Annotated in this window: 17 protein-coding genes; 16 read left to right on the top strand and 1 reads right to left on the bottom strand. The window is 46.5% G+C overall.

Annotated elements, in window-relative coordinates; genetic code table 11:
* Positions 1–85: 85 nt before the first annotated feature.
* The 10 genes from GGU45_RS10270 to GGU45_RS10225 all read left to right on the top strand — a co-directional run bounded on the left by GGU45_RS10270 (position 86) and on the right by GGU45_RS10225 (position 12025).
* Positions 86–904, top strand: coding sequence for a DUF3822 family protein (locus GGU45_RS10270; RefSeq protein ID WP_435224414.1), 819 nt, complete (start codon positions 86–88; stop codon positions 902–904).
* A complete protein-coding gene (locus GGU45_RS10265; RefSeq protein WP_435224412.1) occupies positions 880–1428 on the top strand; it encodes an RsmD family RNA methyltransferase in 549 nt (182 codons plus the stop codon). Before GGU45_RS10270 ends, GGU45_RS10265 begins: the two co-directional genes overlap by 25 nt.
* Positions 1429–1654: 226 nt before the next feature.
* The gene (locus tag GGU45_RS10260) at positions 1655–2224 is read left to right on the top strand and encodes a 5-formyltetrahydrofolate cyclo-ligase (RefSeq protein ID WP_435224410.1); all 570 of its coding nucleotides are present in this window, start codon (positions 1655–1657) and stop codon (positions 2222–2224) included.
* Positions 2214–3293 (top strand): tetraacyldisaccharide 4'-kinase, encoded by a 1080-nt coding sequence (lpxK, locus tag GGU45_RS10255; RefSeq protein ID WP_435224408.1) that lies wholly within the window; start codon positions 2214–2216, stop codon positions 3291–3293. The genes GGU45_RS10260 and lpxK overlap by 11 nt, the downstream gene beginning before the upstream one ends.
* Positions 3290–5296 carry a ribonuclease R gene (rnr, locus tag GGU45_RS10250; protein ID WP_435224406.1) on the top strand — a complete coding sequence of 669 codons (2007 nt, stop codon included), beginning with the start codon at positions 3290–3292 and terminating at the stop codon, positions 5294–5296. Before lpxK ends, rnr begins: the two co-directional genes overlap by 4 nt.
* A 354-nt stretch (positions 5297–5650) precedes the next feature.
* Positions 5651–6616, top strand: a complete 966-nt coding sequence (locus GGU45_RS10245) for a polyprenyl synthetase family protein (RefSeq protein WP_435224404.1) — start codon at positions 5651–5653, stop codon at positions 6614–6616.
* A 685-nt stretch (positions 6617–7301) separates the two neighbouring features.
* Complete coding sequence (locus GGU45_RS10240) at positions 7302–9008, top strand: amino acid permease (RefSeq protein WP_435224402.1); 1707 nt, start codon at positions 7302–7304, stop codon at positions 9006–9008.
* 71 nt (positions 9009–9079) lie between these two features.
* Complete coding sequence (locus GGU45_RS10235; RefSeq protein WP_435224400.1) at positions 9080–9751, top strand: hypothetical protein; 672 nt, start codon at positions 9080–9082, stop codon at positions 9749–9751.
* 74 nt (positions 9752–9825) lie between these two features.
* Positions 9826–10848, top strand: coding sequence for a Smr/MutS family protein (locus tag GGU45_RS10230; RefSeq protein WP_435224398.1), 1023 nt, complete (start codon positions 9826–9828; stop codon positions 10846–10848).
* 16 nt (positions 10849–10864) lie between these two features.
* Positions 10865–12025, top strand: coding sequence for a XylR family transcriptional regulator (locus GGU45_RS10225; protein ID WP_435224396.1), 1161 nt, complete (start codon positions 10865–10867; stop codon positions 12023–12025).
* Between the two features lie 100 nt (positions 12026–12125).
* Here the strand turns inward: GGU45_RS10225 and GGU45_RS10220 are convergent, their stop codons facing one another.
* Positions 12126–12269 (bottom strand): hypothetical protein, encoded by a 144-nt coding sequence (locus GGU45_RS10220; protein WP_435224395.1) that lies wholly within the window; start codon positions 12267–12269, stop codon positions 12126–12128.
* 144 nt (positions 12270–12413) lie between these two features.
* Between GGU45_RS10220 and GGU45_RS10215 the strand changes: the two genes are divergently transcribed.
* The 6 genes from GGU45_RS10215 to GGU45_RS10190 all read left to right on the top strand — a co-directional run bounded on the left by GGU45_RS10215 (position 12414) and on the right by GGU45_RS10190 (position 22672).
* Entirely contained in the window at positions 12414–13769 is a 1356-nt protein-coding gene (locus GGU45_RS10215; protein WP_435224393.1) for a Gfo/Idh/MocA family protein, read from the top strand.
* Positions 13770–13898: 129 nt separating this feature from the next.
* Positions 13899–15212: a sugar MFS transporter gene (locus GGU45_RS10210; protein WP_435224391.1), complete on the top strand. Its 1314-nt coding sequence runs from the start codon at positions 13899–13901 to the stop codon at positions 15210–15212.
* 59 nt (positions 15213–15271) lie between these two features.
* Entirely contained in the window at positions 15272–16045 is a 774-nt protein-coding gene (locus GGU45_RS10205) for a glucosamine-6-phosphate deaminase (protein WP_435224389.1), read from the top strand.
* 18 nt (positions 16046–16063) lie between these two features.
* Positions 16064–19276: a SusC/RagA family TonB-linked outer membrane protein gene (locus GGU45_RS10200; protein WP_435224387.1), complete on the top strand. Its 3213-nt coding sequence runs from the start codon at positions 16064–16066 to the stop codon at positions 19274–19276.
* An 18-nt stretch (positions 19277–19294) separates the two neighbouring features.
* Complete coding sequence (locus tag GGU45_RS10195; RefSeq protein ID WP_435224385.1) at positions 19295–21013, top strand: RagB/SusD family nutrient uptake outer membrane protein; 1719 nt, start codon at positions 19295–19297, stop codon at positions 21011–21013.
* A gap of 231 nt (positions 21014–21244) precedes the next feature.
* Positions 21245–22672, top strand: a complete 1428-nt coding sequence (locus GGU45_RS10190) for a Gfo/Idh/MocA family protein (RefSeq protein ID WP_435224383.1) — start codon at positions 21245–21247, stop codon at positions 22670–22672.
* Positions 22673–22760 lie beyond the last annotated feature (88 nt).

Here is a 22760-nt window from a genome sequence, read left to right as displayed (position 1 = left end):
CGTGTTACTTTGTGGCTTGGTGTCTTAGTGGCATAAGAAGTATGTGAATCAAAAATTTTATGTACGTTTGCCTCCTTAATAAAAAATGTACGTGCAGCCGCGATTTGAAATAAACGGAACCTGTTTTTTAGACCTTGAAAACAGTGTCCTGGCCATCCAGGCGGGGCCGGGGTACCTGGCTTATGCCGTTTGCGATGCATTGGGCGCAAAGCTGGGAACGCTGAAATGGTATGCCGCAGGACCCGATCAGATAGCGGAAATTCTGAAGGATATCCCGGAAATGCGGGATCCCCGGCAAAAAAAAATCATCGCTTTTGATTTTCCGGCCTACACACTGCTGCCGGCCGAACTGAACCTGGGCGACAACAGCGCCTTGCTCCACCTGGCAGGGGCCGATCCACAGGATCATATTTTAAATGAATATATCGGAGCGGATATCGCGCTGAACTATTCGGTGCCGTTTGTATTGCTGAACCAATGTATCCATAATATACCCGGCGCTTCTTACTGGCACCTTCAAAAGATCCGTATTGCCGAGGCCATGGGCGACCGTACTGGTGCGGTTATGGACGTTAATATCATCGATAATACATTTTCGGTGGTGGCGGTAAAAGATGGAAGCCTGCTCCTGGCACAACACTATTCGTACCAGGCGCCGGAGGACATGCTGTTTTACCTGCTGAAAATAGCTGAGGTTTATGGGCTTGCACAAACAGAAGTGCAGTTGAACATATCAGGTCTTATAGACGCGGATGCGCAGCTCTACAAAATGCTGTATGCTTATTTTTTTCACATACGGCTAATGAAGGCCGGCTGGGCAGAAGAACCGGCACCGGCTTATCCGGCGCACTATTTCACCACTTTAAAACAGGTTGCAATATGCGAATTATCGCCGGCGATTTAGGAGGGCGAAAAATTCATCCCCCCGCAAAAATGCCCCATACCCGTCCTACTACAGATGTGGCCAAGGAAGGGCTTTTTAATGTATTGCAGCACCGGATCGATTTTGAGGCCATCAAGACCCTGGACCTGTTTGGCGGCACGGGAAGCATCAGTTATGAGCTGGCCAGCCGGGGCGCGGAGGATCTTACCATTGTGGAGAAAGACCATGCGATGTTTGAATTTATAAGAAAAACGGCCACCTCATTGGGTATCGAAAATATCAGGTTTGTTAAAATGGATGTTTTTAAATACCTCGAAACCTGTAACACTGCTTACGATTTTATTTTTGCAGGCCCGCCCTATGCGCTGGCCACCATCGATGAACTTCCGAAAATTATTATTGAAAAACGATTGCTGAAAGAAAACGGCTGGTTTGTTTTGGAACATACGCCCCGTAATGATTATAAGCAGTTTGAAAAATACAGCTTTGAAAAAAATTATGGCACTACTATCTTTTCTGTGTTTATAAACAGGTTGGATGTTTGACGTCTCAGGTTTAAGGTTGGCTTCTGTTTTAGAGCTTGTTTAAAAATTTATTTTTCGTAAACCATTAAGATTAAGCATCATTAAACTCCTAATTGCCTTAATGCATCTTAACTTAATGGTTATTTCAATCCTATAAAATTTAAACAGGATCTTATTCTCAATGATCCATTGACTATTGCCCGTTGCCCATCGCCTCTTTCTTTGCAGCTTTTTAGTACTTTTACCAATGCTAAAGTTGGAAGCGAGAACGGAATATTTAAAAAAACGCGCACAGGTCACATTGAGACAACAGGCAATATGGGACGATCTGTTGCTGATACAGGCGCAGCAGCTGGCCCTGCCGCCCTTGCATGGCGTATTCAGCTATGTGGCCATCGAAAGACGCAAAGAGATCGCTACCGATGCCATTTTAAGTTACCTTGAATTCCGGAATCCGGGTATGCGTGTGGCGTATCCTGTTTATGACGCACCTACCTCTGCGATGAAAGCAGTTTGGGTAGATGACAATACGTTGTTTGAGGTTAACGCATTTGGCATTGGCGAACCGCTGGGAGGCCCCATTGCAGAGCCATTGGAGCTAGACCTGGTTTTTGTTCCGCTGTTATGTTTTGATGAGCGGGGATACAGGGTTGGATATGGAAAAGGCGTGTATGACCGGTATCTGAAAGAAGTACGGCAGGATGCATTGCTGGTAGGGTTAAGTTATTTTGAACCGGTACCGCGGATTGCCGATACCGATAAATTTGATGTACCTTTAAATTATTGTGTCACGCCGCAGCGCATTTATGAGTTTTAAGAACCTTATCAAAAAGAAAAATAAATTACTATTACCCATTTCGTGGCTCTATGTTGCAGGCGTTCGCATCTTTGGTTTTTTATATGATTCGGGTATAAAGAAAGGCCATTCGTACGCCCTCCCCATTATTTGTGTGGGCAATCTCTCGGTAGGAGGAACGGGTAAATCGCCTATGGTAGAATATCTTGTCCGTTTGCTAAAGGACCGGTATCGCGTGGCAACCATCAGCCGGGGGTATGGCCGCAAAACAAAAGGGTTCCTGCTCGCAGATAGTGGTGCAACGGCCGCAATGATTGGAGATGAGCCGATGCAGTTCTATACCCGGTTTCCGGATATTACCGTTGCCGTTTCGGAAAAAAGAGCCGTGGCCATCGAAACATTGCTTAGCACCGTGAAGCCGGAAGTGATGATATTGGATGATGCCTTTCAGCATCGTGCCGTTAGGGCGGGGTTTAATATTGTGCTGACGTCTTATGATAATCGCTTTACAACAGATAAATACCTGCCGGCAGGACAGCTGAGGGATCTTCGCTCGCACTATAAGAGGGCCGATTGCATTGTGGTAACCAAATGCCCGGCAACATTAACGGCAGGCGAGCAGCGTACTATTATCAATGAAATAGATCCTTTGCCCCGGCAGCAACTATTCTTTGCAGCTCTGCAATATGGGGAGCTCTACCCGGTTTTTAATACGAAGGAATGGATTCCGGATGATGTTGATGCCCTGCTGCTGATAACCGGTATTGCCAACCCGGAGCCCTTAAGAAAAGAGTTGGAGCGGTACGGAAAAGAGATCCTGGAATTTTATTTCGATGATCATTATGATTTCAACCAGCGGGATATTGCCCGGCTGCTGGATGTTTATGCTGCATATAAAGAAGGCGCTGCAGCCATCATAACCACGGAAAAAGACCGGGTGCGCCTGGTTAAATTCAGGAAGCAATTGCAACATGCAGCATTGTTTGCATTGCCGGTGCAGCATTGCTTTTTATTGGATGAGAGCAAAAAATTCGATACCTTGATCGGGAAATTTATTCAAAACTTTGAAAAACCGGATATGTTTATATGACAAAAAAAATAAAGAAGAAAAAAAATAAATCGTCTTCGGGAAGTGAACAATTACTGAAGGGTACCTTAGAAGTAACAAAATCCGGGAGAGGCTTTGTAATCGTGCCGGGGCTGGAGGAAGACGTAATGATCCGGCCGGAGGATCTGCGCAATGCGATGGACGGTGATGTGGTGCGTGTAAAATTGACCTCGGGCTATGATGTAAAGCTGAAGGGAAAGATCATGGAAGTGGTACAGCGCAACCGCACCGAGTTTATCGGTACCCTGCAGCTGAACCGCGGATTTGGTTTTGTACTGGGCGATAAGGAAAAAGGCCTGCCCGATATTTACGTACCGGAAGAACACCTGAACGGGGCGCTGAACGGGCAAAAAGTAGTGGCAAAAATGCTGCGCTGGGAAAAAGAAGATAAACGCCCCGTAGGTACCATCTTATCTGTATTGGACGATGCCCACGCCGGTGACATAGCAATGAAGGAAACCCTGCTTGAGAAAGGCTTTCCCCTCTCGTTTTCTGATGAGGCCATGGAAGTGGCCAACCGCATCCCGGATGCAATCACAAAAGAAGACCTTGCAAAGCGGAAGGATATCCGCAACGTTCTCACTTTTACCATTGACCCGGATGATGCAAAGGATTTTGATGATGCAATTTCATTCCGCATATTGAAGAATGGCAATTATGAAGTAGGGGTGCATATTGCAGATGTAAGCCACTACGTGGTTCCGGGTACTGCTTTGGATGAAGAGGCCTACCAGCGGGCCACATCTGTATACCTGCCGGACCGGGTGAATCCCATGCTGCCGGAGCATATATCCAATGTGCTGTGTTCCTTAAGGCCGGATGAAGATAAGCTGACCTTTTCGGCCATCTTCCAGCTAAATGAGAAGGCGGAAGTAAAACAGTATTGGTTGGGCAAAACGGTGATCCGCTCCAAAAGGCGCTTCACTTATGAGGAAGCGCAGGCAATCATAGAAACCGGACAGGGAGATCATGCCGAAGTAATTAGTGTGGTAAATAAACTGTCGCAACGTCTGCGTCAGAACCGTTTTGATGAAGGGGCCATCAATTTTAATTCTACTGAAGTACGCTTTAAACTGGATGAGAACGGTGTACCCACAGGGATTATGCTCAAAGTAAGCAAGGAAGCGCACCAGCTGATAGAGGAGCTGATGTTGCTGGCTAATAAATATGTGGCGGAGGCAGCTGCAAAGGTAAAAATCAACAACAAAACCCTGCCGTTTCCTTACCGTATTCATGATACGCCGGATGAGGAAAAGTTGTTGCCTTTTGTAGCGTTTGCTCATAAATTCGGCTACAAATTTGATATCTCCAGTGCTGAAACGATTGCCGCATCTTTTGATAAGCTGTTAAAAGATATTAAAGGCCGGCCGGAGGAAGCGGTATTACAGCAGCTGGGGATCCGAACAATGGCCAAGGCTAAATATACCTCTTCCAATATTGGCCATTACGGGCTTGGATTTGAGAATTATTGTCATTTTACCTCACCCATACGGCGGTATCCTGATATCATGGTGCATCGTATTCTTTTGGAGATCCTTGAGGATAAAGCAAAGATTGATAAAAAGCTGGAGGAAAAATGCGGGCATTGCAGTGAACGGGAGCGGGCCGCTATGGAGGCGGAGCGCAGCGCCAACAAGTATAAGCAGGTGGAGTATATGCAGCAGTTTGTTGGAGAAGAGTTTGATGCCATTATTAGCGGCGTTTCCAAATTTGGTTTCTGGGCAGAAACCGTGGATCATTTATGCGAGGGGATGGTAAGCATGACCAGTTTGGCCGATTATGATTCCTTTAAGCATTCGGAAGCGGATTATGCCATTATTGGCATGCGCACGGGCACCCGGTTTACCATGGGTGATAAGGTACGGATACAGGTGGTTGCCGCAAATATTGAAAAACGGTACCTGGATTATCATTGGGTACAGCCGGTTGTGCAAAAAGCAGCCAGAAAGACGGCAAAGAAAGGGGCGAGAGGCAAGGGGCAATAGTTAATCAATGCCTTTTCCTTAGGAGCGATCGGGATTGTTTCGGCATCTAAAGATGATTGTTCGTCAATAGATGCTGAAACAAGAATAGATCCCGGATCAAGCCCGGGATGACATCTTCAGAACGACATTATGCTGTTAAGCGACTTTTGAGACAGCCCTTTCTGTGAAAATCTGTAGAATTGGCGAGCAATACATTAGACGTTTGTGTCCTAAGGGAAACGGCATTGAAAGGTCAATAGCAACTGTTTGGTATCCGGTTTTCTGATTGGTGTTCAGAAACTTCGGGGGGAGATTTGGGATTTAGGGGTTAGGGTTTTACATTTGGATTTTTACATTTACATCTTTGGTTGAATCATGCATACATTCGAAGAATTATCAACACTGTTCGCAAACGCATTTGAAAAAACACATTTTCCGCAGGAACCGCGCACTTTATACGAGCCCAACAATTATTTTTTATCGCTGGGCGGAAAGCGGCTGCGGCCCGTACTCTGCCTGATGGCTAATGAGTTGTTTGGAGATATTCATCGGGATGCCTGGGACGTGGCAATGGCCATCGAGTTGTTTCATAATTTTACCCTGATTCATGATGATATTATGGATAAAGCTCCGCTGCGCCGGGGCCGGCAGACCGTACACCATAAATATGGCGAGAGTACAGCCATCCTTGCTGGTGATGTCATGATCATCCGGGCCTATGAATATATTTCCCGGATTGATGTTTCGCTGGTGCAGCGGATCCTGGAGCTGTTTAATCATACCGCTGTGGCGGTTTGCGAAGGGCAGCAGCTGGATATGGACTATGAACAGCGCAGCAGTGTAACGATGGCGGAATACCTGGAAATGATCACTCAGAAAACCTCGGTGCTGCTTGCTGCCAGCCTGCAGATGGGCGGCATCCTGGGCGGGGGCAGCTACGGAAATCTTGATTTGCTGTACCAGGCGGGGAAAAAGATCGGGCTGGCCTTTCAGGTGCAGGACGATTATCTGGATGCATTTGGCGACCCCGAAAAATTTGGAAAACAGGCCGGCGGCGATATCCTTGCCAATAAAAAAACCTTCCTGCTCATAAAAGCGCTGGAGGACACCAGGGGCGCACAAAAAGACGAACTGGATGCATTGCTGGCAGGCAACAACCCGGATAAGGTGAACAGGGTATTGGATATTTACCGGTACTGTAAGATTGACGATTGGGCCATCCAGTTAAAACATCAGTTTCTTAACGAGGCCCTGCGCCATTTTGATGATATGGCGGTCGTTTCCAAAAGAAAACTCCCGCTGAAAGAACTGGCCCAGCAATTGGTAAAAAGGGAAAATTAAACCAAATAGTTTTGCCACGAATCCATGAATAAAATAGGGCGGCTTCGTATTGAAGTTGTTCAAACTTCTAAAAAAGCAGCATGTCGGATTTTCCCGCTCCTGCCCCGTCCTCGCCAGAATGCCCGCCTGATCCGATCATTCGAGCAGGAATCATTCGGGCTGGCGTACTGGCCAATGATCGTTCAGGCGGGGATCTTGGGCAGATTCAATACATCGCTGATTCCCGCTGATTGATTTTCTGCTATCCCGATAGCGACCGCATGTGGTCAGGTTAGGAAGCCGTCTATTACCATAAAATGGAGCAGAGTGCGCCTTTGAGACCAAAAAAGATTTCATCTTTTAATGGCAAACAGGCGCAGCGCGCCGTTAACCCTTATAACGATGAGCGCCCAAAACCGCCCGTAGCCGCAGCGCGGCGGTAATTTTGTACACCGGGTTTGTACAACCCGCAATCATTACCGGTGCGCGGCACCTTTACCGCCCGTCTTGTCGCTTACCTATAGAATCAGCGCTGCGCTGCAGCTTCCAGGAGCAAAAATTAACCTGACGCCTATGCAATAGAGATCGGACTCTGCAGGAAAAAATAGCGTAGATCTACGGGAAATATTACCGCATCATAAAGTTTAAACAACTTCTATCACCAAAATCCACCATTTTATAATATTTTCACTAAAATTCATCATAGATGGGGGGCTCGATCTTTCGAAAGAAAAAGATAGGAAATATTATTGCTGAGCCGGAAGGGCAGGACCACGGCCTTAACAGGATACTAACTGTAAAAGACCTGACCTTCCTGGGAATTGCCGCCGTGGTAGGGGCCGGTATCTTTTCAACCATCGGCAGTGCGGCCTTTCATGGCGGCCCGGGTGTATCATTATTATTTGTGATTACTGCTGTAACCTGCGGTTTTTCCGCATTGTGTTATGCCGAGTTTGCCAGCCGGGTACCGGTATCCGGCAGTGCTTACACGTATTCCTATGTAAGCTTTGGTGAAATTGTGGCCTGGGTAATTGGCTGGGCTCTTATTTTAGAATATGCGATCGGCAACATCGTAGTGGCAATTTCCTGGAGCGGTTATTTTAATAACCTGCTGGTGCATGTATTTCATATTCACCTGCCGGATTGGCTGCTGGTAGATCCTGAAACGGCGATCAATGCATATAATGATGCGGTAAAGGGTTTGGCTGGAAATACCGCAGGGCTTACACCGGAAGACCTGAAGAACCACCAGTTTGCCATCGAGGCCTACAATGCTGCGCCAAGGATCGGCAACATGCCGGTGTTTCTGAACCTGCCGGCTTTTATTATTACAGGACTTATTACCTGGCTGGCCTATATTGGGATAAAGGAAAGTAAACAATCGGCCAACTTTATGGTGCTCTTTAAGATTGGGGTCATCATTTTTATTATTGTTGTCGGCGCTTTTTTTGTGGATACCAATAACTGGACACCGTTCCTTCCCAATCGTTTTGAGGGCGTGTTAAAAGGCGTTTCAGCCGTATTTTATGCTTATATCGGTTTTGATGCCATTTCCACAACTGCGGAGGAATGCAGGAACCCCCAGCGCGATCTTCCCCGCAGCATGATCTATTCGCTGGTGATCTGTACGGTCCTCTATATAGCGGTGGCCCTGATACTGACGGGTATCGAAAATTATACTTCGTTCAAAAATGTGTCGGACCCGCTGGCCTTTGTTTTTGAAAAAAGAGCCCCCTGGGTCGAGAAGATCGTTTCTGTAAGCGCAGTAGTAGCCACCACTTCCGTATTACTGGTTTTTCAGATCGGCCAGCCAAGGATCTGGATGAGCATGAGCCGGGATGGGTTGCTGCCAAAAGTATTTCAGAAAATACATCCCCGTTATAAGACCCCTTCTTTTTCCACCATACTCACCGGTGTTATTGTAGGGCTGGGGGCCCTTTTCCTGGAAAGTGGACTGGTAACCGACCTGACCAGTATCGGCACTCTGTTTGCATTTATCCTGGTATGCGGCGGATTGCTGGTATTACCACCCGTTAAAAAGGAACCGGGTAAGTTTAAGATTCCTTATATCAACGGGCGGTATATTATTCCTGTATTGCTGGCGCTGTTTGTATATCTGTTTCGCGGGCGGGTAGTAACTTCCATTGAAAATATCGGGAACGAAGGATACCAGGAGGTTTTATTTCTGTTGTTCCTGGTTATTGCCACGGTGCTCGCTGTCAAAACCGTGATCCGCCGGTATTCATTCATTCCGGTAATGGGGGTTTTGTCCTGCTTGTACCTGCTTATTGAAATCCCTGCCATTAGCTGGTTATGGTTCTTTGTATGGATGGCCGTTGGCTTGTTGATCTATTTTTTATATGGCTACCGGAACAGCAACCTGGCAAATCGGGGTCAGCAACAGAAGCTATAATATCTGATCGGATTATTAGAGGCTTACTGTTGGTCTGAAGGTGTCAAATACCTATTAGAAAAATAGTCAGTATGAAAGAGGTTTTTATTGTTTTGTTGCTTTTCATGACAGGTACGGTCAGCGGGCAAAAAGGGCCCATTGACACAACGGGAGATTCATTTGCCAGGGTTATTGATCGGATGGAGAATGATATTGATCTTTCGATTAAATCCCTCGGAAAGTGGGAAGACTTAGTGAATATTCCGGATATGTTATTACTTAGTATTAGCCAGGATAGCACGTTTTTATTTGTGTTTAATCACCCAAAAGTATATTCCAGCAAACTTTTAAAGTACATTGAAAATCCCTCAAAAAAATGGGAATACAGGTATTTTGCGTTAGGCTTAATGCAAGGGATGTGTTTTAAAGAATATATTCAGTTTTTCCCGAAAGTTTATAATGTTATTAAAAAGGAAATGATAAAACGGGGGGCTGAGGGTAAGGATTTTGAATTATGGAAGAATAATCCAGATGCAGATATACTCTATTTATTGGTATTCCAGAATAATTTAAGTCAGGAGATGCGAAAGAACTATGCGGACACTTTGTTAAGAAAGTACCTTTCAGAAATTAAGAAGAATCCATTTACTCCAGGTGAAATCAAAGATTATTGCGACTCCATACTCAGTGGTCAGGATCATAAGAGCCTGCGTCTGATGACTCCGCCTCTCTTTAGATGCAAGGAGGGATTGAATGTTCATTAATCCTATCATTTGAAGAAGGCTCCAATGTTTTAGCCAACAGTCTCCAAATACCGCCAGCCAACGTATATTTGCGTGTGAAATATCAATTAGGTGATAAGGTGCTGATCCTGCACTCGGACGAGGAAGGGGTTATTGTAGATTTTATAAATGATAAAATGGTAATGGTGGATGTGCGGGGCGTTAAATTTCCCGTATACCTGGACCAGATCGATTTTCCCTACTTCAAAAATTTTACCCAAAAAAAGAAACAGCCGCAGCCAGCGCCACGCCGGTTTATAGATGATCTCAAAAAGGAGAAGACAGCTCCTCCAAAGAAAGAAGACGGTGTGTGGCTGAATTTTTTACCGGTATCGGATACGGATGAATTTGGAGATGAGGTGGTGGAGTTGCTAAAGGTACACCTGGTCAACAATACGCATACTACTTACAATTTTAACTATGCGCTGGGCTTTTTTGGCGAACCGGAATTTGAGTTAAAGAACACCGTGCTGCCGTTTCAGAGTTTTTACATTCATGATGTGCCTTTTGAGGACATGAGCGATAGCCCTTCTTTTGAGTTTGAGTTTTCGCTGGTGCAGCCCGATAAGCGCAAGGCTACGCATTTTGAAACATCCGTAAAAATAAAACCCAAACAGCTCTTTGCAAAGATCGAAGAGCTCCGGCAGAAGAATCAGGCTACGTTCTCCTATAAATTGTTTGATACCTATCCGGACCGGCTTCCCGAGCCCGACCCCATGGAAGTGTCGCTTGGTAAACTTGGTGAAAAGTTTAAAGTATACAATGCAAAAGAAGCCCGCCGCCACCTGGAGCCGGCCCGCAGTGTGGTGGACCTGCATATTGAAAAGCTGACCGATGATTCCTCCCGCCTGAATAATTTTGAAAAGCTGACACTGCAGCTGGATACCTTTGAAAAATTTTATCACCTGGCGGTGGCCCATATGCAGCCCATGCTCACCATCATCCATGGTGTGGGTACCGGCAAACTCCGCGATGAGATCCATGATGCGTTGCGGTTAAAGAAAGAGGTTAGCTATTTTGTAAACCAGTACCACCCATCTTATGGGTATGGTGCTACGGAGATTCATTTTAAGTATTAGCTTGAAATTAAATGTCTTGATAAGGATTTTATTATTAATTGATCATTCCAGTAAATTCAGCAGACGCCTGCTCCGGGGCCTGCTGCAATACTCCAAAGATCATGGCCCGTGGTTGTTTTACCGCTTGCCTTCCTATTATAAAATTCTTAATGGCGAAGAAGGAATATTGAAATGGGCCCGGGAATGGAAGGCAGATGCTGTTATCGCGCATGGAGATCATGAGGATACCAGTTTTTTGAAATGTCTCAACATTCCGGTAGTAGTACAAAACTATAAAAATCGTAGTGAGGATTTTTCAAACCTTACGGGTGATTACAGAGGCGCCGGTCGTATTGCCGCACAATTTTTCCTGCAGCGGCGCTACCGTAATTTTGCCTTTTATGGCAATAAGGGTGTGGTTTGGTCTATGGAGCGTGCAGAGGGATATAAGGAAGAAGTAGAAAAAAATAAAGGAAATTTTTTTTATTTTGAAACGGAGGCACTTAATGGTGAAGAGTGGAGCAGTAGTCATGAAAAACTTGATCAGTGGCTGCTTTCGCTTCCCCGGCCTGTAGCGTTGTTTGCTTGTGATGACCACTTTGCACTGCAGGTTTCATTAACGTGCAAGCTGAATAATATTGCTGTTCCGGATGAAATTGCCCTGTTGGGTGTAGATAATGATGATCTGATCTGTAACCTGTCGGACCCGCCGCTTTCATCCATCGTTCAGGACGTGGAAAAAGGCGGATATGAGCTGGGAAAACTGCTTCATAACCTGGTTACAGGTAAATGTACCAAACCATATAATGTTATTGTAAATCCCGCACGCATAGAACTGAGACAATCTACAGAAAAGTATAATGTTGCCAATGAGTATATAAGAGAATTGGTGCAATATATAGAGTTGTCTTATACCACCGCACTTTCAATAGAAGCGCTAACCCGCATCGTGCCACTATCCAGAAGAAACCTGGAAACAAAGTTTAAAACTGAAATGGGTATCTCTGTTTATCAGTTTATTTTAAAATGCCGGATAGAGCATCTCGCAAACCTCCTGCTTACCCACCCGAGGGGCTCTTTACTGGATTTGGCCACCCGGTCCGGCTTTAGCGATTCCCATAATCTATCCCGTATTTTTAAAAAGTTTATGAATTATACCCCCACCGAGTACCTGAAAAAATTTGCAACCATAAAGTAAATTTTACGTTTTTTGAGGTAAAGATTGCGTGAATCGATCGTTGCATCTTTAGAAAGGCCTTTAATTTTAAATCACGATTGATGAAATTTTCCTGGTTACTTTAAAATTCAATGCTATAAATAGCAATTGGAATTATTGAATAAAGCGTTGTAGTTTGGATGCGCACAGGTAGTGCAGCTGCCGGATCAGGCATTTTTTGCAAAAATGGAGGGGTCGATGCCATGACCATTAATGTTTTAAACATCCGTTTTTTTTGAAGCAGGCATCTTCCTGTTACGGAAGCAGAAACATGGGTAATATTGGCCTTTATGGAAGCGGTTCATGTCAGCAAAAAATGACGGGAATGCAGTTGATGTGTCTGCACTGTTAAAACGATAAAAATTTGTTTATGAAGCAAAAGCCATTCAATTCAAGAAGAGATTTTGTAAAGAAAGCGGTGTTAAGCTCGGCGGCGCTTACCGTTGGCGGTGTTTTACCGGGTTTTACAGCCCGCAGCTATAAAAGTATTGTAGGTGCCAACGAAAAGTTTAATGTGGGCGTAATGGGCGTAAACAGCCGTGGGCTGGCATTGGCAGGTAATTTTGCCAAACAGCCCAATTGCCTGGTGCGCTATATTAGTGACGTAGACCAGCGGGCAGCGCAAAAATGCATCACCCATTTAGAAACGATTCAGCATTTTAAACCGGAAGCGCAGCCGGATTTCAGAAAAGCGCTGGAGAAAAAAGACCTGGATGTGCTGGTAGTAGCCGCCCCGGATCATTGGCATGCACCTGCAGCACTATTGGCAATGCAGGCCGGCAAACATGTATACCTGGAAAAACCCTGCAGTCATAACCCAAGGGAGGGTGAACTGCTGGTAGCGGCACAGAAAAAATATGGTAAGGCATTGCAGATGGGCAATCAGCGCCGCTCCTGGCCCAATGTGGCGCAGGCCATTAAAGAACTGCACGATGGCGTTATTGGCAGACCCTATTTTGCAAAAACCTGGTATACGAATAGCCGGAAACCAATTGGAACAGGAAAGATTACAGCCGTTCCAACCTGGCTGAATTATGACTTATGGCAAGGCCCTGCACCCAGGAAACCCTATAAGGATAATTTGATCCATTACAACTGGCATTGGTTCTGGCATTGGGGAACGGGTGAAGCATTGAATAATGGAACACACATGGTAGATCTTGCCCGCTGGGGATTGCAGGTGGATTATCCCGTAAAAGTGCAGTCTGGCGGTGGACGGTATGTATTTACCGATGATTGGGAAACTCCGGATACACAAACGATTTCTTTGGAATTTGCCAACAAAAGTATGATTACCTGGGAGGGGCGTAGCGCCAATGGCAGATATGATGAGGGAGCCTCCGTAGGTGTCGTGTTTTACGGAGAAAAGGGAGCCTTGCAGATCAATGGCGGCAACAGCTACAGCATTTACGGACTTGATAATAAGCTGCTGAAAGAAGTAAAGGACAACACGGAATTTAAAGCCGGCGATTTATCGAACCCAACAGAAAAACTGGATGGCTTTCATTTTCAAAATCTGTTTGATGCAATAAAAAGCAATGCCGCCCTCCATTCAGATATTGTGGAAGGATATAAAAGTACCTTGCTGGTGCAGCTGGGTAACATTGCACAGCGAACTTCCGGAATGCTGATAACCGATCCCTCTAACGGGCACATCCGTTCTGATGAGGCCGCCACAAAATTGTGGGGGCGCAGTTATGAAAAGGGTTGGGAGCCGCATATATGATTTAAACAACTAAAGCACATTTATAACTGGAGTGGCCTGGGCCGCATCTGTTCCAGGCAAACTGTTCCGGCGGGAAGCGGTAAGGGCGGGTGTTTGTTATTGATTTTTTAAAGATAAAGAATACAGGTAATGGAAGGAAAGCAGTTAAGCAAAAGAGATACGGTGGTATCCCTGGCAGTGATCGGGGTGTTGTTTTTTATCTTTGGATTTGTATCCTGGATTAATGCCATTCTGATTCCCTATTTTAAAATAGCCTGCGAGCTAACCCATTTTCAATCCTACCTGGTAGCCCTGGCATTTTATATTTCTTATTTGCTGATCTCCGTTCCATCATCCTATCTCCTCAAACGGACCGGATTTAAAAAAGGAATGATGATTGCGTTGTGGGTCATGGCAGCGGGTGCTTTTATGTTTGTTCCGGCAGCATTGAGCCGTACCTATGGCCTTTTTTTAACCGGTCTTTTTTTATTGGGAACCGGTCTTGCTATTATGCAAACCGCTGCCAATCCTTACATAACAATACTTGGTGCAAAAGAGCGGGCCGCCCAGCGGATCAGCATTATGGGCATTTGTAATAAAGGCGCCGGCATTCTGGCTCCCCTTATTTTTGCGGCGGTTATTCTCCGGTCTTCAGATGCAACGCTGTTTCAGCAAATTCCGGCAATGACTCCTGATCAAAGAGCTGTGGTGCTGGATGAATTGATCCGGAGGGTAATCATTCCGTATTCCGTTGTAGGCTGCGTGCTCTTTGTGCTGGGGATTATGGTACGGTATTCTCCCTTGCCCGAGATCAATACCGAGGAGGAGCAGGGAACTGTGGCCCTGGCCAATTCAGGAAAGACCTCTATTTTCCAGTTTCCGCACCTGGTGTTGGGTGCCATTGCTATTTTTTTACATGTAGGAACACAGATCGTGGCCATCGATACCATTATTAATTATGCAGGTAGCATGGGGATTCAGCTGCTGGAAGCCAAGTCTTTTCCCTCTTATACATTAGCAGCCACTATTACCGGATATATAACCGGAATCATCTGTATACCCCGGTTTTTTAGCCAGGGAACGGCTTTGAAAATGTGCACGATCCTCGGTTTGATATTATCGGTGTTGATTCTTTTTACAAAGGGGCAGGTCACGCTGTTCGGACATAGTGCGGATATCTCTATCTGGTTTCTGGTATTGCTGGGATTGGCGAATTCGCTGGTATGGGCGGGTATCTGGCCGCTGGCCCTGGATGGACTGGGACGCTTTACAAAACTGGGAGCATCATTGATGATCATGGGGCTTTGCGGTAACGCCATAATGCCCTTGGTGTATGGATATTTTGCAGATGTGTTTAATGTTCGCTTAGCATACGTGATACTCATTCCCTGTTATGCCTATTTGATATTTTATGCAGTACGGGGGTACAGGATCAGGAACTGGAAACGAACTAAAATGGAGTGAGAACGGATGAAGGAAGGGGTAAAAGCGGTTTTAAAAGGAATCAATTTAATAAGAAACAAATGGAAAAGGGAGCGGCGAAAAGCACGGTGCATGTAAAAAAGTATCCTACGCGGCAGGCGATGGGCGAAGCTGCCGCTGTTGCCGTAGCCGGGCAGATCCGGCAGCTTCTGGAGCAACAGGAATTGGTGAATATCATTTTTGCAGCAGCGCCATCTCAAAACGAATTCCTGGCGGCCCTGTTGTTAGAGGAAATTGACTGGGAACGGATCAATGCCTTTCATATGGATGAATATGTGGGGTTGGTAGCCGATGCGCCACAGGGGTTCGGCAATTTTTTAAAAGACCGGTTATTTGCTAAAGTGCCCTTTCGGACCGTGCATTATATAAACGGGAATGCGCCGGATTTGCATGCCGAATGCAGCCGGTATGCACAATTGGTAAAACAAAACCCGCCCGATATTGTGTGCTTAGGCATTGGAGAGAACGGGCATATTGCTTTTAATGACCCGCCTGCGGCAGACTTTGAAGATCCTGAACTGGTGAAGCAGGTAGGCCTGGATAGTGTTTGCCGTCAGCAACAGGTAAATGATGGTTGCTTTGCCGCACTGTCATTAGTGCCGGCAAAGGCGCTTACGCTCACGATTCCGGCGCTGATAAAAGGAAGGTATTTGTATTGTATTGTTCCGGGTAGGCTTAAAGCACAGGCGGTTTATAATACGTTGTATGCGGAAATTAAAAGCTTATACCCTTCCACCATTTTAAGAACGCATCCGGGCATGACTTTGTTTTTGGATGAACAAAGTGCGGGAATGCTAAATACTAACGAATTGTAAACCGAAAACTTGTTACAAATGAAAAAAAAAACCTTTTTACACCGGTGCCTGTTTCTTTGGCTTTTATTGGCAGGCGGAACCTGTTTTCAGCTGCATGCGCAAATAAAAGCGATTACGGGGCAGATCATACAAGAGGGAACCAATAATCCCCTGGAGGGCGTTACCGTAAATGTGGAGGGTGGTACTGATAATGTTGTTTCCGACAAGCAGGGACATTATTCTATTACAGCCAAGCCAAAGGATGTACTGGTATTTACCTACGTGGGGATGGATACGGTACGGATAGAGGCGGGCGCGTCCGCAACGGCAGATGTTGTAATGAAATTATTAAAAAGTTCCATGGATGAAGTAGTGGTGGTGGGGTATGGAACACAGAAAAAAAGTAACCTGACGGGCGCCGTTGATGTCATTTCCGGCGAACGGTTAAAAGACCGTGCGGCAAATAATGTGGGTGATCTGATAAAGGGGGCTTCGCCCAATCTCAATATTACCATGAATATGCGGGGTGGAGAGCCCGGCTCTGCTGCTAATTGGAACATCCGGGGTATGGGATCTATCCAGGGCGATGCTTCACCATTGATCCTGGTAGACGGGGTGGAAATGAATATTAATAATGTGGACCCTGAATCCATCGAAAGTGTTTCTGTGCTAAAAGATGCTTCGGCATCTGCTATTTATGGATCACGGGCCCCGTTTGGGGTGATCCTGATCACCACCAAAAAGGGAAGTAAAACCGGCGGCGTCAATATTCAATACACCAACAACCTGTCGTGGAACAGCCCCGTTCGGTTGCCCAGCTTTGTAGACTCTTATACCTGGGCTACGGCATATAACCAGGCAGCTGCAAATGCCAAGGCCACCGCCGTATACAGCGAGGAACAGATGAAGCGCATCCGGGATTATATAAATGGTTCTTTCCCTTATGAGTATAACCCGGACAGGCCGATTGATAATTTGTTTGGCGGCCGCCGGGATGGAAATGCCAATAATGATTGGCCACACCTCCTGATGCGGGATTATGCATTCAATCAAAAACACAGTATCAATGTTTCCGGGGGCAATGAGCGAAACCAATATTATTTGGGAGGCGGGTATGTAAATGAAAACGGGCTCTACGAGTGGGGAAACGATAGCTATAAGCGGGTTAATTTTATCGGCAATTATAATACCTCCATCACTTCCTGGCTCAGGTTTAATTCCAGTGTAAAGTATGCCTCTGTGAAAACCGACTATCCTATCGGTTATACTACGGTAGGGCGCGAGCACTTTTTTAACGGGCTGCTGACCTTTGCCCCCATGATGCCCTTCTATAATATTAATGGTACCGTACAAAGCCCCCTGGTACGGTATCTGCAGGGCACGGGCAGGGATAATGGTTATACGAACGATTTTTTCATCACCCTGGGGGGCGAACTGGAGCCCGTTAAAGGCTGGAAGACGATATTCTCTTATAATTATAATAACCAGGGCTACCGGAGCACCTCCAATCCAAAGCCGGTACCCGTTGAGCTGGGCACAGGTCTGTTTGGCAATATCGGTAAACCCGTTGCCGGTTATGCATCGGCATTTTCCCAGAACATCTATACCCTCATCAATGGAACAACCTCCTATGAAAGAAAAGTAAACAGGCATTATATTAAAGCGCTGACGGGGTATGAACAGGAATACCGTTATTATACAGGACTGAGCGGATCCGGCGCCAACCTGATCAATGTGGATGTACCTTCAATTAGCGGATCATTGGGTTCGCGGGTTGTAAGTGATCAGATCTATCATTGGGCCACCCAGGGGGTCTTTGGCCGGCTTAACTATAACTTCGATGAAAAATACCTGGTTGAGTTTAGCGCCCGGTATAACGGATCTTCAAGATTTGCGCCGGGGAAACGATGGGGCTTTTTTCCTGCCGGGGCTGTCGGGTATGCTATTTCAAAGGAGCGTTTTTGGGAGCCCATCAAACCCTATGTGAATACGCTGAAACTAAGGGCTTCTTACGGTGCCCTGGGCAACCAGAATATTATTGACGGTGGCGGGCAAAACGTAAGTAATTACCGGTACCTGGCCACGATACCAACGGGCAGCCAGTTAAACTGGATCATTGATGGTGAGCGGCCGCCTTTTGCCAATGCGCCCTTGCTGGTTAGCAGTGATCTTACCTGGGAAACGATTACATCGCTTGATCTGGGAGTTGATGCGGCATTTTTGAATAACCGGTTAACCCTGGCGGCCGATTGGTACAAGCGGATAACGGATGATATGGTAGGGCCGGCCCTTACATTGCCTTACCAGATTGGGGCAGCTGCTCCGCCCACCAATAATGCAAAGCTGTCCACTACCGGGTTTGAACTGGTGTTGTCATGGAAGGATCAAATATCACCCAAATTGGGATATAATGCCGGTTTGAGCTTTGGCGATAACCGTTCAGAGATCCTCCGGTATCGCAATGATAAAGGAATTGTGGATACCTGGTATAAGGGCAAACAGGTAGGGGAGATCTGGGGCTTTGTCAGCGATGGCTTAATTCAGCGTGAGGGGGAACCAATGGCGGATCAATCTAAATACTGGAGTACCTGGGGCCCCGGTGATATGAAATACAAGGATATGAATGGTGATGGTATTATAAATGATGGCAAACGATCATTGGGTGATCACGGCGACCTGGTGGTAATCGGCAATAACCAGCCAAGATACAACATTGGTATCACCGGCGGTGTAAACTGGCGGCAGTTTGATTTTTCAATGTTCTGGCAGGGGGTAGGAAGGCAGGATTATTATCCCGGTACGGATTCACCGGTATTTTGGGGATTGACCACCGCCTGGGGAGGGTCCGCCGTTTTTAAAAACTCGCCCAACCTGGACTATTGGCGCCCGGCCGATGAAACCAATATCCTTGGACCTAATACCGATGCCTACCTGGCCAAACCCTATTTTACGGCAGAAACAAATAAGAACCGGCAGGTGCAAAGCCGGTACCTGTTGAACGCCGCCTACCTCAGGCTCCGCAACGTTCAGCTGGGGTATACATTGCCGGCGGATTTGCTGCGCAGGGCTAAAATCAATAACCTCCGTGTTTATTTTTCAGGAGAAAATTTATTGCTGATCACCAGTGTGCCCAAGGCGTTTGACCCGGAAACAATGATTGCCTCGGACCGGAGTTTTGGCGGCTATCAGACCGCTGGTATGATTTACCCGCAAACCAGCACCCTTTCACTCGGCCTGAACCTTACCTTCTAATATTTAACTATGAAGATTATGAAAAAGTATTGCATCATCATAATGGTACCGGTAATCCTGCTGCTGGGTGCCTGTAATAAAAATTTTCTGGATCGCAGACCGTTGGATGCCACCACATCGGATGTGTTTTTTGAAACGCCCGACCAGATGCGCACCTATATTAACTCGTTCTATAGCGCATCTAATTTTCCAAAATATGAAAATCACGGGAGCGACTACGAGAGCGATAACCAGGTAGCCAATACACCCAACCTGCGGCTCCAGGGTACGCGGGTTGTTACCACCTCCGGTACCATTAGCTTTGCCGATGTGCGCCGGATTAATTTTTTCTTTGATAATTACCGGAGGGTGGAGAAAAACTATCAGCTTGATCAATACAAACAATACCTGGGGGAGGCGTATTTCTTCCGGGCGCTGATCTATTTTAAGCTGTTGCAGAGCTACGGAGGGATACAGATTGTAAAAAAAGAATTGGCGGTCGATTCACCGGAGTTGATGAATCCGCGGGACCCGCGAAATGCCGTGGCCGATTTTATCATCGGTCAGTTAGATTCTGCGGCGCTCTACCTCACTGCCGATAAAACCTCCGGTGCCGGGCGGATCAACCGCTGGATCGCTTTGCTGATCCAAAGCCGGGTAGCCCTGTACGAAGGGGCCTGGGAAAAATATCATGCCGGTACTGACTTTGGCGTAGAAAATGCCAAACCGGATGTATACTTCGCCAAAGCCGCCGAAGCGGCCGGAGCCGTGATCGATGCAAAAATATACAGTGTATACAGTACCGGCAACCCTCGGTCCGATTATAAGAACCTGTTTGCCCTGATAGATTACAGTACCAATAGTGAAATGATGTTTTGGCGCAAATATGATAATGGTCTTACGGGCGGTGACCGGGATTTTACCAATGACCGCTTTTACCGGATGACCACCCCCACAAACCGCACCATCACCAAGCAGCTGGCAGACGCCTACCTCTGCATCAACGGTAAACCCATTACGGGTAATGATCAGTTTCAGGGGTACAATACCCTCACCCTGGAGGCACAAAACCGGGACCCCCGCTTTTATCAAACGATTGCAACTCCCGACCAGGTTTGGAAAATTCAGCAGAATGGCAGCACGGAAAACTGGAGTGGAGCTTACGCGCAGCTCAATGTATCTGCCGATTATAATGCACCCAGCGGCTACATTATCCAGAAGGGGTATAACCCTACAATGGCATACCATGTGCAGCAATATGAAGAGTCGCCCGGCATCATTTACCGCTATGCAGAAGTGCTGCTCAACTATGCCGAAGCCAAAGCCGAACTGGGCACACTTACCCAAACGGATATCGACAAGTCTATTAAACTGTTGCGCGACCGGGTGGCCATGCCCAACCTGTTGATTTCCGATATTGCCACTGATCCCAAATGGGATTTTCCGGAACTATCGCCCCTGATCAATGAGATACGGCGTGAGCGCAGGGTAGAGCTGGCTGCAGAAGGCTTCCGCTGGGATGATATTGCCCGCTGGGCAGCGGCCGATGAACTGATTGTGGGTACCCGGCCAAGAGGCTTCAAGGCCTCGCAGATTACAAAAAATCCCTTCCCCGTAGATGAGGCGGGCTTCCTGGATCCGTTCCAGAAATCCCTGTCTTCGGGCTATGGATTTAAATTGAACAGGGATTACCTGAACTCCATCCCTGAAAGTGAAATTTTATTAAATGATAATCTGAAACAGAACCCGGGATGGTGATGAAAAAAGTTCAATGTTTCAGGTTTAAAGTTCCAGGTGCATTCCAAATTGTCGCACTCCCATAAACGTAATGTCGCCCTGAACTTGTTTCAGGGTCTATTGAACGGCAATATGCATAGATACTGAAATAAATTCAGCATGACAGCGACAATTTGGAATGCACCCAGTTCCTGGTTTCAGGTCCGTGTCTTGTAAAAATGCATTAAATTAATTTCAACTAAAAATAATCGTATGGCGACACAACCGACAAGAAGAACTTTTATCAAAAGCGCTTCATTGGCTCTGGCCGGCCTGACCGTGCCCGGAATGGATACAGCAACATTTGCCGCGCCATTCATTGATTCAAGGCGAAGAATAATAGGCGCTAATGACCGGATACGTACCGGCTTCATTGGAGTAGGCAACCGCGGATCCCAGTTATTGCGCTTATTTATGGAGCAGCCAGACTGCGAGATAGCGGGGCTATGTGATGTATACAAACCCTATGTTACGCGCAATTATGCGGAGGTAGATCCGCGTTATATAAAGGCGATGCCCGCCCAGGTGCCTAAAATGGGTGAGCAGTTTCGGGGCCTGGTAAAACAATTTACAGATTATCGCAGAGTACTGGAAGATAAAAGCATTGATGCGGTATGTATCGCTACGCCCGACCACTGGCATGCGTTACAGACCATCGATGCTATTAAGGCGGGAAAGGATGTATACGTGGAAAAGCCTTTGTCAAAAACAATCCATGAAGGCAGGGCGATGGTTAATATTGGAAAAAACAGCAAACAGATTATAACGGTGGGACTCAACAGGAGGGCGGCGCCTACCTTTCAAAAACTGGCCAAAGAAGTACCGGCGGGTAAAATAGGAACAGTATCTTTTGGAACCTGCTGCTACGTAAGCAATATGTACCCCAATGGCATTGGAAAGCTGAAACCCGAGGCCCCGCCCGCAAATTTTGATTGGGATCTCTGGCTGGGCCCCCGGGCTTACCGGCCGTATCAATATAATATTGCGCCCTACAGGTTCCGCTGGTGGGATGATTATGCCAACCAGTTATCAAATAATGGAATTCACTACCTGGACCTGATCCGCTGGCTGATTGGAGAAGAAGCACCCGTTGCCATCAGCGCACATGGGGGTAAGTATGTGCTGGATGATGACCGTACCATTCCGGATACTATGCATGTTACTTACGAATTTGGATCCGGTGTTTTAGTAACGGTAACAATCCTGGAGGCAAGCAGCGGCAGTTTTGTGCCGCATGGTTTTCTGGAACTTAGAGGCACTAACGGAACCCTGTATGCCGGGGAGGATGATTATAAAGTGGCACCTGCCCAGCCCGGACAATTCCAAACCTGGCCATCGCAGATGCAGGCGGAAAATTTTGTGTTGGATAAGAATGATCCGGCATTCCCCGGGGGCGGTTATAAAAACAGCACCTTTAGTAATATACGAAACTTTTTAGATTGCATAAAATCACGCAAGGAGCCCTGGGCTACACTGGAAACAGGACACCGTTCCACAACCATGGCACATTTGGGTACCATTGCCATGCAAACAAAAAAAAGACTGGAATGGGATGCAAGAAATGAACGGTTCATCAACTCGGAAGAAGCCAATAAATTACTTTCGTATGAGTATAGAAAACCGTGGAAATTAGATATATAATGATCGGTGTAATTGATGGCGGATCGTTGAAGACGCCGGGCTTTCTTCGGTGTATTGTTATGGTCAGCAGCGGGTGCGGATGGATAGC

Source organism: Niabella hirudinis, from assembly GCF_051201075.1.
Taxonomy (GTDB): domain Bacteria; phylum Bacteroidota; class Bacteroidia; order Chitinophagales; family Chitinophagaceae; genus Niabella; species Niabella hirudinis.
This window is presented reverse-complemented; position numbering and strand designations above follow the sequence as displayed.

Excerpts from the sequence above, each read along its gene's own strand:
- GGU45_RS10220 (WP_435224395.1), bottom strand. The coding sequence starts at position 12,269 with ATGTTTAAAACATTAATGGTCATGGCATCGACCCCTCCATTTTTGCAA.
- GGU45_RS10205 (WP_435224389.1), top strand. The coding sequence starts at position 15,272 with ATGGAAAAGGGAGCGGCGAAAAGCACGGTGCATGTAAAAAAGTATCCT.
- GGU45_RS10215 (WP_435224393.1), top strand. The coding sequence starts at position 12,414 with ATGAAGCAAAAGCCATTCAATTCAAGAAGAGATTTTGTAAAGAAAGCG.
- GGU45_RS10245 (WP_435224404.1), top strand. The coding sequence starts at position 5,651 with ATGCATACATTCGAAGAATTATCAACACTGTTCGCAAACGCATTTGAA.
- lpxK (WP_435224408.1), top strand. The coding sequence starts at position 2,214 with ATGAGTTTTAAGAACCTTATCAAAAAGAAAAATAAATTACTATTACCC.
- GGU45_RS10195 (WP_435224385.1), top strand. The coding sequence starts at position 19,295 with ATGAAAAAGTATTGCATCATCATAATGGTACCGGTAATCCTGCTGCTG.
- GGU45_RS10270 (WP_435224414.1), top strand. The coding sequence starts at position 86 with ATGTACGTGCAGCCGCGATTTGAAATAAACGGAACCTGTTTTTTAGAC.
- GGU45_RS10235 (WP_435224400.1), top strand. The coding sequence starts at position 9,080 with ATGAAAGAGGTTTTTATTGTTTTGTTGCTTTTCATGACAGGTACGGTC.
- GGU45_RS10210 (WP_435224391.1), top strand. The coding sequence starts at position 13,899 with ATGGAAGGAAAGCAGTTAAGCAAAAGAGATACGGTGGTATCCCTGGCA.
- GGU45_RS10200 (WP_435224387.1), top strand. The coding sequence starts at position 16,064 with ATGAAAAAAAAAACCTTTTTACACCGGTGCCTGTTTCTTTGGCTTTTA.
- rnr (WP_435224406.1), top strand. The coding sequence starts at position 3,290 with ATGACAAAAAAAATAAAGAAGAAAAAAAATAAATCGTCTTCGGGAAGT.
- GGU45_RS10240 (WP_435224402.1), top strand. The coding sequence starts at position 7,302 with ATGGGGGGCTCGATCTTTCGAAAGAAAAAGATAGGAAATATTATTGCT.
- GGU45_RS10190 (WP_435224383.1), top strand. The coding sequence starts at position 21,245 with ATGGCGACACAACCGACAAGAAGAACTTTTATCAAAAGCGCTTCATTG.
- GGU45_RS10265 (WP_435224412.1), top strand. The coding sequence starts at position 880 with ATGCGAATTATCGCCGGCGATTTAGGAGGGCGAAAAATTCATCCCCCC.
- GGU45_RS10260 (WP_435224410.1), top strand. The coding sequence starts at position 1,655 with ATGCTAAAGTTGGAAGCGAGAACGGAATATTTAAAAAAACGCGCACAG.